At 67.7% G+C, this 12,111-nt stretch carries 15 protein-coding genes and 1 tRNA gene; 4 read left to right on the top strand and 12 right to left on the bottom strand.

Annotated features, from left to right (window positions below):
• The first annotated feature begins 24 nt into the window (after positions 1-24).
• Positions 25-537, top strand: a complete 513-nt coding sequence (locus ACWPMX_RS00680) for a DoxX family protein (protein WP_455698129.1) — start codon at positions 25-27, stop codon at positions 535-537.
• Here ACWPMX_RS00680 and ACWPMX_RS00685 read toward each other — a convergent pair.
• From ACWPMX_RS00685 to ACWPMX_RS00695, 3 genes are all read right to left on the bottom strand, one after another.
• Entirely contained in the window at positions 534-2,612 is a 2,079-nt protein-coding gene (locus ACWPMX_RS00685) for a TonB-dependent receptor (RefSeq protein ID WP_455698130.1), read from the bottom strand. The two genes, ACWPMX_RS00680 and ACWPMX_RS00685, sit on opposite strands and share 4 nt — an antisense overlap.
• Before the next feature lie 174 nt (positions 2,613-2,786).
• Positions 2,787-3,641 carry an alpha/beta fold hydrolase gene (locus tag ACWPMX_RS00690; protein WP_455698131.1) on the bottom strand — a complete coding sequence of 285 codons (855 nt, stop codon included), beginning with the start codon at positions 3,639-3,641 and terminating at the stop codon, positions 2,787-2,789.
• A gap of 69 nt (positions 3,642-3,710) precedes the next feature.
• Positions 3,711-3,785 (bottom strand) — tRNA-Gly (locus ACWPMX_RS00695).
• A gap of 172 nt (positions 3,786-3,957) precedes the next feature.
• Here ACWPMX_RS00695 and ACWPMX_RS00700 point away from each other — a divergent pair.
• Positions 3,958-4,857, top strand: coding sequence for a tetratricopeptide repeat protein (locus ACWPMX_RS00700; RefSeq protein ID WP_455700707.1), 900 nt, complete (start codon positions 3,958-3,960; stop codon positions 4,855-4,857).
• A gap of 5 nt (positions 4,858-4,862) precedes the next feature.
• On the top strand, positions 4,863-5,471 hold the full coding sequence (locus tag ACWPMX_RS00705; protein ID WP_455700708.1) for an LON peptidase substrate-binding domain-containing protein: 609 nt from the start codon (positions 4,863-4,865) through the stop codon (positions 5,469-5,471).
• Between the two features lie 3 nt (positions 5,472-5,474).
• On the opposite strand, the gene ACWPMX_RS00710 is transcribed toward ACWPMX_RS00705, so the two are convergent.
• The 7 genes from ACWPMX_RS00710 to argB all read right to left on the bottom strand — a co-directional run bounded on the left by ACWPMX_RS00710 (position 5,475) and on the right by argB (position 10,441).
• Positions 5,475-6,329 (bottom strand): alpha/beta fold hydrolase, encoded by an 855-nt coding sequence (locus ACWPMX_RS00710; protein WP_455698132.1) that lies wholly within the window; start codon positions 6,327-6,329, stop codon positions 5,475-5,477.
• Positions 6,326-6,961, bottom strand: a complete 636-nt coding sequence (locus ACWPMX_RS00715; protein WP_455698133.1) for a MarC family protein — start codon at positions 6,959-6,961, stop codon at positions 6,326-6,328. The genes ACWPMX_RS00710 and ACWPMX_RS00715 overlap by 4 nt, the downstream gene beginning before the upstream one ends.
• A 7-nt stretch (positions 6,962-6,968) precedes the next feature.
• A complete protein-coding gene (locus ACWPMX_RS00720) occupies positions 6,969-7,685 on the bottom strand; it encodes a hypothetical protein (protein ID WP_455698134.1) in 717 nt (238 codons plus the stop codon).
• A 45-nt stretch (positions 7,686-7,730) separates the two neighbouring features.
• Positions 7,731-8,627, bottom strand: a complete 897-nt coding sequence (folD, locus tag ACWPMX_RS00725; protein WP_455698135.1) for a bifunctional methylenetetrahydrofolate dehydrogenase/methenyltetrahydrofolate cyclohydrolase FolD — start codon at positions 8,625-8,627, stop codon at positions 7,731-7,733.
• The gene (locus ACWPMX_RS00730; RefSeq protein ID WP_455698136.1) at positions 8,627-8,908 is read right to left on the bottom strand and encodes a YggT family protein; all 282 of its coding nucleotides are present in this window, start codon (positions 8,906-8,908) and stop codon (positions 8,627-8,629) included. The genes folD and ACWPMX_RS00730 overlap by 1 nt, the downstream gene beginning before the upstream one ends.
• Positions 8,909-8,988: 80 nt before the next feature.
• A complete protein-coding gene (locus tag ACWPMX_RS00735) occupies positions 8,989-9,534 on the bottom strand; it encodes a hypothetical protein (RefSeq protein WP_455698137.1) in 546 nt (181 codons plus the stop codon).
• 7 nt (positions 9,535-9,541) lie between these two features.
• Positions 9,542-10,441 (bottom strand): acetylglutamate kinase, encoded by a 900-nt coding sequence (argB, locus tag ACWPMX_RS00740; protein ID WP_455698138.1) that lies wholly within the window; start codon positions 10,439-10,441, stop codon positions 9,542-9,544.
• Positions 10,442-10,689: 248 nt separating this feature from the next.
• Here argB and ACWPMX_RS00745 point away from each other — a divergent pair, with 248 nt between their 5' ends.
• Positions 10,690-11,127, top strand: a complete 438-nt coding sequence (locus ACWPMX_RS00745; RefSeq protein ID WP_455698139.1) for a nuclear transport factor 2 family protein — start codon at positions 10,690-10,692, stop codon at positions 11,125-11,127.
• A 61-nt stretch (positions 11,128-11,188) separates the two neighbouring features.
• On the opposite strand, the gene ACWPMX_RS00750 is transcribed toward ACWPMX_RS00745, so the two are convergent.
• Both ACWPMX_RS00750 and ACWPMX_RS00755 read right to left on the bottom strand, forming a co-directional pair.
• The gene (locus ACWPMX_RS00750; protein WP_455698140.1) at positions 11,189-11,674 is read right to left on the bottom strand and encodes a PA2169 family four-helix-bundle protein; all 486 of its coding nucleotides are present in this window, start codon (positions 11,672-11,674) and stop codon (positions 11,189-11,191) included.
• 89 nt (positions 11,675-11,763) lie between these two features.
• A complete protein-coding gene (locus ACWPMX_RS00755; protein WP_455698141.1) occupies positions 11,764-12,063 on the bottom strand; it encodes a TFIIB-type zinc ribbon-containing protein in 300 nt (99 codons plus the stop codon).
• Between the last annotated feature and the right edge of the window lie 48 nt (positions 12,064-12,111).

Consider the following 12,111-nt stretch of genomic DNA (forward strand, 5'->3'; position numbering starts at 1 on the left):
TCGAAAACGGGGAAAGGAACCACGATGTCCGCCATCGCTGCATTTATCGGCCGCCTGATGCTTGCCTTGCTGTTCGTCATGGCGGGTATCCCGAAGATCATCGACCCGAGCGGCGCCGCAGCGATGCTCGAATCGGCGAGCCTGCCGGGAAGCCTCGCCCAGCCGACGGGTATCTTCGAGGTGGTCGCAGGGCTCCTGCTGGCACTCGGCTTCATGAGCCGGCTGGTCTCGCTGGCGCTGGCCGGTTTCACCCTGCTGACGACCTTCTTCTTCCATAACCAGTTCGGCGACCCTCTGCAGGCGGCAATGGCGCTCAAGAACGTCGCGATCACCGGCGGCCTGTTGATGGTGTTCGCCTATGGCAACATGCGCTGGAGCTACGACAACATGCGCGCGCGCCGGAAGGGCGAAGTCGCTGCCGCCGACGCCAACGCCCGCGCGCACGAAGCCGAGCTTCGCGCTGCTCGCGCCGAAGGACGTGCCGAAGTCGGGACCACTCGCGTGGTGGACCGCGACGGCGACGGCCGGATCGGCTAGAAACTCGCGCGCACGCTCAGCTTCACGTTGCGGCCCGCCAGCGGCACGAAGTCCTTCGTGAAGCTGACGTGGCGGCGGCCATCGACATCGAAGATGTTGTCGGCCTGCAGCAGAACGGTCACCGTATCGCTGCCGGTGATCGGCTTCCACGCGATCGAGGCGTTGACGAAGGTGAAGCCGGGCGTTGCGGTCTCGTTCTGCCCGACGCGATCCTGCGCGAACGTGCGCTGCACTTCGCCGCGCAGGTCGATCCGGTCGGTCCGCGCTTCCAGTGCACCGAGCAGCGACATCGGCGGGATGCGCGGCAGCGGGGTGCCGTCGGTGAGCGTCGCGCGAATATAGTCCCCACGCACGTCGGCTAGCAGGGTGAACGGTCCGCTTTCGATCACCGGATAGCTGAATTCGCCCTCGACCCCGCTGTAGGTCGCGTCGCGCTGCACGGTCTGGAGCACGGGCAGCCCGTCGATCTCCAGGCCGGTGGCTTCCTGGTAGACGTAGCCCGAAAACTTGTTGCGATAAGCGGCGAGGCTCACGGTCCCGGGGCCGACGCGGCCGCGCATGAAGGCTTCGACGCCCCATGCCCGTTCGACGCCGAGGCCGGGGTCGCCGATCTCGTACGCCTGGGTGGCGATGTGCGCGCCGTCGGCGAGCAGCTCCTCGGCGCTCGGCGCGCGCGCCACGCGACTGAGGTTGACGCCGAAGCGCAGGCCGCGCTCGGTCTCGTGCGCGATGCCGAGCGCGCCGGACAGCGCATCGAAGTCGCGCGCGAAGCCGACGGTCGCCGCTTCGACCTTGGTGCGCTCGTAGCGGCCGGCGAATTCGAGCTGAACCGGCCCGACGCCGACTTCCTGCAGCGAGAACAACGACATCTGCTCGGTCAGGTTGGGCGGGATATAGGCTTCCGCGCCGGTCGCCCGGAAGTCGCGGAAGTAATACTGCCCGCCGATCGAACCCTGCCAGGTGCCGCGCCGCGCCTGTACCAGCTCGGCGCGCGCCTCCAGCCCCTCGACGTCGAACACGGTGCCCGTTTCGTCGCCCTCGAACTCGGTATGGGTGTAATCGGAATAACCGACGCGGGTGGTCAGCGCGTCGAACAGGCCGCCGCCGGTGTCGAGCCGCCCGCGCAAGTCGGCGCGGTATTGGCGCAGGCCGATCGAAATCGGCACGTCGCCTTCTTCTTCGCCGGCCTCGCCTTCGCCGCCGTGGGCATGGCCCGCGCCGGGTCGGCCGGGCACGCCATACAGGGTGTCGTACACGCCGACCGACGCGCCGAGGTTGCTCTCGCCCGCGAAGAACGCGAACCCGCCGTTGGCGCTCCAGGTGCGGGTGGCGCTGTTGGCGAGCACGCCCGACCGGTCCGCCTCTTCGCGCAGCTCGGCCGCTTCGTCGCCGTGGCCTTCGGCGGCTTCTTCGTCGGCCTCGGCAAGCAGCTCCGCGCGCAGGCCGGGCGACACGACATAGCCGGGAATGCGCATGTCGTTGGTGTCGCGCCACGATCCGTCGGCGTGGACGACGAATCCTCCACCGACATTGACGTCCATCGAAGCGCCTGCCTCCCGCAGGTCGTACGCGGTGTCCGCCGAAGCGGTGGCATCGACATGGAACGGTTCGTCGAGGCGGCGCTGCGGGATGCGCTTGTCGATCACGTTGACCGCGCCGCCGATCGCCTGGCTGCCGTAGAGCAGGACAGCGGGACCCCGCAGGACCTCGATCCGCTCGGCGGTCAGCGGGTCGATCGAGACGGCGTGGTCGGCCGAGGTATTGGAGACGTCGATCGCGCCAATGCCGTCGACCAGCACCTTGACCCGCTCTCCGGAGAAACCGCGCAGGATCGGTCGCGATGCACCCGGGGCGAAGCCGGAGGCGGTCACGCCCGGCTCGCGCGCGATCACTTCGCCGATCTGGCCGGCAAGACTGCGCTGCAGCTCGATGCCCTCCATGACCGACGTGCCGGCGAGCGTATCGAGCTGGGTCAGGCCGCCGGCCGTGACGACGATCTGGTCGTTCGACCGGTTGTGATAGTCGTCGGTATCCTGCGCCGGAGCGGGCGGGGTGGATGATGCATCCTGCGCCATAGCGGGGACGGCGACGAAGGCGGTCGAAGCGAAAAGAAGGGGCGAAAGCGCTCGGCGCGTGAGATTATGATATATAGTCACGCGGCGCGCAGTAGCGCCCGCGCGGTCATTGGCAAGCGCTTGCTGCACTGCATCGGACGAAACGGCGCGGCGGGCCGACGAACCGCGTGGCGATCAGGCCAGCCCGCGGGCGAAGCGGAGGAACTCCGCCGCGAAGGCATCAGGGCTCTCGAGGAACGCGGTGTGACCGCCCTCGAGCGGGGTGATCTGCGCGCGCGGGATTGCGGTCACCGCTGCACGGCTCCAGCGCCAGGCGACGACGCGGTCGTGCCGCGCCCAGACGAACAGGGCCGGCGTTGCGAGTGCCCTAGCGCGGGCGCGCAGGTCGGCGGCGGGGTCGCGAAAGCTCTCCCAAGCCTGCCGCATCACGGTGCTCGTCTCGTATCCGGCGGCGACGATGCGGCGGCGCTGTGCCTCGGCGGGCACGGTGCGCAGGACCATCCGATAGTAGGCGGTGAACGCGGGGGCGAACCATGTTTGCCCACGCTCACCGCCGATGAACAGCGCGACCATCACCGCGATACCGGTCCGGGCGAGGCAGGTCAGCGGAGCCAGCCCGCCGGGATTGCACAGCACGAGCGCGCGCACAGCGTCGGGTTTCCGCAAAGCCAGTTCGAGCGCCGCCGCGCCGCCGATCGAGTTGCCGATAACGATCGGCGGCTCATCCAGCTTCAGCGCGGGGATCAGCGATTCGAGCAGGTAAGCATAGCGCTGCGCGCTTGCGGGCACACCGCTGGCATCCGCGGGACTGGCGCCCTGTCCCGGCCAGTCGACTGCGATCACCTCGAAGCCTTCACCGAAGACGCGGTTTGCGAACGGCTCGTAGTCCCGGCCCCCATGCCCGGTCGCGTGGAGGCATATCACCGGTGTGCCGCTGCCCCGCCGGGCCACCGCAAGCGTGGTGCCGCCCACCTCCACCAGCGCAAACGGCTGCTGGACCCCGACTTCGGCGCGGCAATTCGTCTGCAAGCATTCCTCCACGGCGATTGCCGCCGCTGCCGCAAGGGCACCGACGGATCACCGGATAAACGAAGGACATGGAGCGGGCGAAGGGATTCGAACCCTCGACCCCAACCTTGGCAAGGTTGTGCTCTACCCCTGAGCTACGCCCGCTCACTGGCGCTGGCCGAGGGCGTTGCCCGGGCCGGGGAGGCGCGCGATTAGCAACAGGTCCGTGAGGCCGCAAGCGCTAATATCGCAGCCACGGTTTTCGCTTCACAATCGCGTGCGAAGCCCCACATTGGCGGCGACATGCGATCCACAAGGGGATGAACACGTGGCCACGATGGGCTTGAACCTCGAAGAACAGAAAGCGGTCGACCGCTTCCGCACGGATATCGTCGAACCGTCGATGACGAAGCTCGTGGTGCTCGATTTCTGGGCCGAATGGTGCGGCCCGTGCAAGGCGCTGACCCCGGTGCTGGAAAAGGTCACCGCCGAATACGCCGACAAGGGCGTGATCCTCGCCAAGATCAACGTCGACGAGGAGCAGTTCATTGCGGCGCAGTTCCAGGTGCGCTCGATCCCGACGGTATATGCCATGTTCCATGGCCAGCCGGTCGCCGACCTGACCAACGCGCGGACCGAATCGCAGCTGAAGGCGATGCTCGACCAGCTTCTCGGCCAGCTTCCAGTCGGCGCGGCTGCCGAAGCGGGACCGGACGTCAGCGAGTTCATCGCGATGGGCGACGAGATACTCGCAGGCGGCGACGGCGAGCGGGCCGCGGGTATCTTCGGCCAGGTCATCGAGATGGCACCCGACAACGCCGCCGCGCACGCGGGCCTGATCCGCGCGCTCGTGCTCGCGGGCCGCACCGACGAGGCACGCGCCCATGCCGACGGGCTCGATGAAAAGCTGGCGGGCGATGCAGGCGTATCCGCCGCGCGCGCTGCGCTGGACCTTGCGGGCGACAAGGTCGACGACAGCGAACTGCAGGCACTGCGGGCAGCCGCCGCCGAGCGACCGGCGGACATGGATGCCCAGCTTGCGTTCGCCGAAGCCGCCTTCGCCGCCGGTGAGCGCGATGCCGCCGCCGACACGCTGCTGGCGATGATCCGCACCGACCGCGAATGGAACGAGGGCGCCGCCCGCGCGCGGCTGGTCAAGATCTTCGAGGCGGTCGGACTGGAAGACCCGTGGGTCGTCGCGACCAGGCGCAAGCTCTCGACCGTCCTGTTCGGATAGCGGCGCTGACCCGCCTGTCGATCTTCCCGCTGCCCGGCGCGATCCTGTTTCCGGGACTGCACTTGCCGCTGCACATCTTCGAGCCGCGTTATCGTGCGCTGGTGGGCGATGCGCTCGCGCGGGACCGGCGCATCGCGATGATCCAGCCGCAGACGGCGGTAGAGGGCGCGCCGCTGTTCCAGGTGGGCTGCGTGGGCAAGATCGATGAGGTCGAGGCGCTCGACGACGGGCGCTACAACATCGTTCTCACGGGCGAGGCGCGCTTCCGCGTGCGCCGCGAACTCGACGTCACCACCCCGTTCCGCCAGGTCGAGGCCGACCTGCTGGAAGAAGACCCGCTCGCCGCGCTGGCCAGCGTGGAGCGCGCAGGCTTCGAGCAGGAGGCCCGCGCCTTCGCCGACGCGCAGGGCTATATCGTCGACTGGGATTCGGTCGAACGGCTCGATGATCGGACGCTGATCGACGGCGTCAGCCAGATCGCCCCGTTCGACCCCGCCGCCAAGCAGGCACTGCTCGAGGCCGAGACCCTGTCGCAGCGCTGCGAACTGCTAGTCCAGCTCATGCAGTTCTTCGGCCGAAGCGATCCCGACGAAGAGCGGGTTACGCTGCAGTAGGGGTCAGCGTTCGGGTTCCAGCGCAAATCGCTTGATCTCTGCCGCCAGCGCTTCGCGGCCGGTATCCATCGCGTTGTGCTCCTGCCCTGCCAAGGTGACGACGCGGTCGTCGGGTAGCGCCTTCGACAATTGCTCGATCGCACCGCGCAAGTCGGCCGACTTGGTACGCTCGCCCAGGAGCAGGAGGACCGGCCGCCGCAGCTTCGCCGCCCGCCGTGCATCCCAGCGATAGGTAGCAAGCGCGCGATCCTGTTCGATCGACCGCTTCGCGCCCGCGACCATCGCCTGCCACTGCGGGCGCTTGCGCATCGCTTCGACTTCGGATTGCGAAATCTGGACGATCTCGCGCATGAAGACAGCCATGGCCTCGTCGCCGTTTCCGGCCGCGAGGAGTCCGTCCATCCGCGCAAGGATCGGCTCGTGGCCGGTCACCTGCATCGGCGGTTCGTAGAGGATCAGGCGCTCGATCCGTCTGGTCAGGAACGCCGCCTCGTAGGCCACGACGCCGCCGAACGAGTGGCCGAGCACTGTCACCCGCTTGCCCCGGGCCTTCGCGACTGCCGCAACATCCTCCGCTTCGCGCTGGAGGCTGTAGGCGGGGCCGTCGCCGCTCTGGCCATGTGCCCGGCGGTCCATCGCGCACACGGTGAAGCGATCCGCCAGATGCGCGAACATCGGTGTCCAGCGGGTCCGGTCGCCCGCGCCGCCGTGCACTATGAGGAGTTCGGGACCTGTCCCCGCGCACTCGTAGGCGATGGCCGTGCCGTCCTTCGAGCTGATCTGCATGGACTGCGCCATCGCGGCGCTGGACATCAGGGACAGGGCCACCGCGGCGAGCAGGCGGCCCGTTCGGGTCACAACCCGAAGCTCGCCCGCAAGCCGTCGATCACGTACTGCGCCGCCAGCGCCGCGAGCAGCACGCCGAGGAGGCGGGTGATCACCGCTTCCACGCGCGCGCCGAACAGCTTCATCAGCGGACTCGCGGCGATCAGCGCCAGCATGGTCAGCACCAGCACCGCAGCGAGCGCGGCGAGGACGACCGCGGTGTTCTCCCACCCTTGCGCCTTCGCAGTGAGCAGCATCATCGAGGCGATCGCACCCGGCCCGGCAAGCATGGGCATGGCCATCGGGAATACCGACACGTCCTCGACTTCGGACCCCGGACCGCTTTGGGCGGCCACCTTCTCCGCGCGCTGTTCGCGGCGCTCGGTGCGCTTTTCGAACACCATGTCGAGCGCGATAAGGAACAGCATCAGCCCGCCCGCGATGCGGAAGCTGTCGAGTTCGATGTGGAGCGCGCCGAGCAGGTCCTCGCCGAAGAGAGCGAAGATCACCAGGATCACACCCGCGATCAGGCATGCCCGGATCGCCATGATGCGCGATTGCGCGGGTGTCGCACCCTTGGTCAGCCCGGCATAGATCGGCGCGCAGCCGGGCGGATCGATGACCACGAACAAGGTGATGAAGGCGGAGAGGAACAGTTCGACCATCGCAGCCTCAGCAGCGCGGCGCCGCGCCGCCGGCGGGGGCAGGCGGGGTGGCCGATACGCGGCGGAACACTTCGCTCATGGCACCGTCCGTCATCGCCGAGACGACGTGGGTGCGGCGGCAGTCGGCGGCAAGTTCGGTGGTCCAGACGAGCGTGCCGTCGTCCGATTTGCCGCTCTGCCATGCCTCTCCCCGCCGCGCCCGCGCTTCCCTCCGAACGCGATTGGACATACCCTTGGGACATTCGGCCTTCCGGCCCGAGATCATCTCGCGCTGCGCGTAGCCATCCTCGAGATCGAAGCCCTGGTCGAGGACCCAGCGATACTCGCCGTTGTCCTGCCGTTGCCAGATGGTGGCGAAGCGGGACTGGCGACCGCTGGGATAGGTGGCCGGGCCGGTCGAAAGCGCGAAGGTGCCGTCGCAGCTGACCCAGACCATGTCGGGTCCCCAGACGATCGCCTGTGCCGGATCGGCCTGTCCCTTGAGCGCCGACTGGACGCTCTCCCACTGCGGTCCCGGCCACACGGCGTCGCGCGTCGCGTACTCGCGGAACGCGGTCCACGTGCCCTTCTCCCGCGCGGCGCGGGCGAAGGCGAGTTCGGCGGCGATCACCGTGCTCGGTTCTCCGCGCAGCTTCAGCGTGCGGGCGGCGGGGTCGGGGCGAGGGCCGCTCGCGCAGCCGCCGATTGCGAGAAGGGCGGCGGCGGCGATAACGGTGCGGATCATGCGAAGCGGTCTAGCGTCCCGCTGCCAGCGTGCCAATGGCGGCGCTTATGGGAGCGTTGTCGGAGCCTCGATGCCTTCGTGGCGATAGGCTGCGACCACCGCATTGCGCAGCAGCACCGCGATCGTCATCGGGCCGACACCTCCCGGGACCGGGGTGATCGCCCCCGCGACTTCGCACGCGCTTGCAAAATCCACGTCGCCGACGAGCCGCCCCTTGCTCTCGCCCTCCGCGGGAGGAAGGCGATTGATGCCGACGTCGATCACCGTCGCGCCCGGCTTGATCATCTCGCCCGTCACCATCTCCGGCCGCCCGACCGCCGCGATCACGATGTCCGCCCGGCGCAGGCGGTCCGCGAGGTCGCGCGTGCGGCTGTGCGCGATCGTCACCGTGGCGTTGGCGTTGACGAGGAGCTGCGCCATCGGGCGCCCGACGAGCTGCGAACGGCCGATCACGACCGCGTCGCGGCCCGACAGGTCGCCCAGCCGGTCCTCGAGCAGCATCATGCATCCCACCGGAGTGCACGGGAACAGGCCCGGCTGCTGGTTCGCGAGACGCGCGATGTTGGTATCGGTCAACCCGTCGACATCCTTGTCGGGGTCGATCAGCGCGATCACCGCCTTGTCGTCGAGGTGCCGGGGCAGCGGCAGCTGGACGAGGATGCCGTCGACCGCCGGGTCCGCGTTGAGGCGGCGCACCAGCGCTTCGAGTTCACCTTGGGCGGCGTCGACGGGCAGGCGGTGCTCGAAGCTTTCCATGCCCGCGGCGATCGTCGCCTTGTGCTTGCTGGCGACATAGACCTGGCTCGCCGGGTCGTCGCCGACGAGGACTACCGCGAGGCCCGCCTTGCGGCCCGCCCGCGCTGCGAACGCCCGCGCCGCTTCGCCCACGCGCCCGCGCAACGAGGCGGCGAACGCCTTTCCGTCGATCAGGTCGGCCGGCATCAGATCGGTCGCAGGCTCTCGAGCACGATCACGATGGCGTAGATCAACAGCAGGAGGACCATCGGCGAGAAATCGATCGCGCCGGTATCGGGCAGGATCCGCCGGATCGGGCGCAGCACCGGCTCGAACAGCCGGGCGATCGCATCGTGCACCGCGACGAAGAACTGGTTGTCGCGGCCGATCACGTTGAAGCTGAACAGCAGTCCGATGATGAACCAGATGATGACGAGCATGTTCGCGGTGTTCGCAAGCATGATGAAAATCTGGATCAGGGCGTCCATCAGGGGTCCTCGTGCGGGGAATGCCGCGCCCCTCTAGCCGAGGGGGCGGGGGTGTATCAATGGGGCAATACGCGGGTCTGCTACCAGTTCAGCGAGTCGATGTGCCATCGAAGCTGCGCGGGCGTCGCGCCGTCGACGTCGTTCACCCGGCGCAAGGTGATGGAGCCCTCGCGCCGCACCGGTTCTTTGGGTCCGGTCGCGGTGAGCCACACGGGCACCTGGTAGTAGAGTGAACCCGCGCCGCCTTCGACATCGCCATCGCCGAAGCCGACAGTGATGTCGCGGTATCCCTTATAGTCGTTCGCGTCGCTCCGCCCGCCGCCGAACAGCGCGCTGGCGGCGGCAAAGTCTCGGTTCTCCATCGCCGCGCCCCAGCTCAGAAGCACGTTGCGCGCGCCCTTTTCGCCCTTCTCCGCATCCGGGGTGAGGACGGGCGGTTCGAAGCGCGGAGGCGTGGCGGGCGATGCGCTTGCGACCGGAGCGGGTGCGGTGTCGGATGCACCGGGCGGGGATGTGTTGCCAGAGGGAGCGGCACCCGTTGCGGACGCCTCGCCTTCAGGGGCGGTTTCGGGAGCGGGCTGGCACGCTGCCAGCGCCGCGACGAGCAATAGCGGAAGGGTCTTCATCCCCTCCTTAACGCGCGGCCTTGATGAGGGTGCCCGCACCGCGCGCGGTAAAGAACTCGAGCAGCATTGCGTGCGCCACCCGCCCGTCGAGCACGACCGCCGCCTCGCATCCCGCTTCGACCGCGTGGACGCAAGTTTCGAGCTTCGGGATCATCCCGCCTGAAATCGTCCCGTCGCGTTGCAGCTCGGCGATGTCGGCGGGGGTGAGGTCGGTAAGGAGTTCGCCCTGCTTGTCGAGCACGCCGGCGACGTCGGTCAGCAGGAACAGCCGCGCCGCGCCGAGCGCGGCGGCGACCGCACCGGCCATGGTATCGGCGTTGATGTTGTACGTGTGGCCGTCTTCGCCGGCGCCGATCGGGGCGATTACCGGGATCATCCCGGCGGCGACAGCGGTGTCGATCAGCGTGGTGTCGACATGCGCGGGTTCGCCCACGAAGCCGAGATCGATCGCCATTTCGATGTTGCTGTCGGGGTCTTTCTGCGTGCGGCTGACCTTGGTCGCGGTGACCATGCCGCCGTCCTTGCCCGACACGCCCAGCGCCTTGCCGCCTGCCTGCGCGATCCAGCCGACCAGTTCCTTGTTGATTGCACCCGACAGGACCATCTCTGCCACTTCGGCGGTCGCCTTGTCGGTCACGCGCAGTCCGTCGACGAAGGTGCTCTCGACGCCGAGCTTCTTGAGCATCGCACCGATCTGCGGCCCGCCGCCATGAACGACCACGGGGTTGATGCCCACTGCCTTCAACAGCACGATGTCCTCGGCAAAATCGCGTGCGGCTTCCGGGTCGCCCATCGCATGGCCGCCGTATTTCACCACGAACGTCCGACCGGCATAGCGCTGGAGATAGGGCAGCGCCTCGATCAGCACTTCGGCCTTGGCGAGCATCGCCTGGGTTTCGCCGGTCATCCTTGGTGGGTCCTTCGCAGCCTGGGGGCTTGGTCGCGGCGCTTAGCGCCAAGTGCGAGCGGAGGAAAGCACCGTCCCGACTGTGACCGGCTTGCAACGTCCGACTTTCCGGCGAAGCGCATCGAGGGAAACAAACCACTTTCCCTGCGTAACTTAGCGCAGCGTGGGAATTCTATCGCAAGCCGGTTGCGAGCGGTCCGAAGCGGGTGATATGCACTTGTATAGACAAAACCGAAAACGGGTCGCACGTGACAGAACTTTTCCGGCAGCGCCTCGCTGCCGCCTACGACGATTGGGGGTCGAGCTCGGGCACGACTCCCGCGCGCTTCTTCGATCTCATGGACGAAGCGATCGAGTTCCATTCGGTGCTCGAGCGCGGCTTCCCCGGCGATCCGCTGGGTGGGCCGTTCCTCGGCCGGGCCGCGGTCATCGGCTACTGGACGGCCATCGCGGAAAGCTGGGACATGCTTTCGAGCAAGACCGAGGCGATCGTGGGTGAGGGCGACCGGTTCGTGTGGGTCGGCCGAGTGCGCTGGCGCCATCGCCGCACACTGCGCGAGCTGGTTTCGCCAAAGATCGACGTCTGGACCGTCTGGCAGGACCGTGCGATCCGCTATTTCGAAATGTTCGACAGCTTCGCCTACGCCAACGTGACCGGCACCAACGACGCGCTGGCCGCAAGTTGACGCAACAAGGCGGGCAGCAGGCCATCGCCTGCTGCCCGCCCCGTTTCATCCGCCGAGCGGATCAGTCGATCGCGTGCTTGAGCGCGCTCATCTCGTCGTGGCCGGCCCGGACCGAGGTCCAGGCTTCTTCCACCGCAGCACGAGCGTCGGTCGGAAGGTCCTTGTGCTTGAGAGCGGCTTCGAACTTCTCCTTGAGATAGTCTTCTCCCGCTTCCACCGAATTCACGATCGCTTCGTCGTCGCGGCCCAGCACGGCTTCCTTGAGGTTGATCCAGCCGCGATGAATGGCGCCGGCGGTGGTGCCGTCGTCTTCCGGGTTGCCGCCCATCCGGGCGACGGCGGCTTGCAGTGCGGTCACCGCACCGCGGCGTTCTTGCGCGCGGGCGTTGAACATCTGTGCGAACCGCTGATTCTCGGTATCGGCGGCCGCCTTCTGATACCCGTCGATCGAATCGATAAGGGTACCAATCAGCGTGTTGAGCGTGGCGGTATCGTCGGTGTCGGCTGTGCGATTGTCGTTATCGACGACATAATCATCATTGGTCATGGTTTTGATTCCTTTCGGGAATTGGGACACATGAACATAATGGGGGGCAGCCGCGAACGTTCCGGCGTCCTGTCGCCGCAGCGCCCCGATCAGTCGAAGATGTCTTCGATCCAGCTGCGCTTCTTTTTGTACGGCTTGCCATAGTGTCCGTGGCCAAAGCCCGAATGCGACTGCCCGCCGTGCTGGGCATAGTTCGGTTCCGGCCGCGCGGTGCCGCGCTGCGGGGCGGGAGCGCTGCGCTCGATGATCTTGTCGAGCTCGCCCCGGTCGAGCCACACGCCGCGGCACTGCGGACAATAATCGATCTCGATCCCCTGCCGGTCGCTCATCGCCAGCGGCACGGTGCAGACGGGACAGGACATGGCGGCGACTTCGGCTTCGGTGCGCATCAAGGCTCCTCTTGTGATTGCTTTGTTCGAGATGGGGTGTGGTCTGCC

It is taken from the genome of Tsuneonella sp. HG094 (assembly GCF_053819285.1).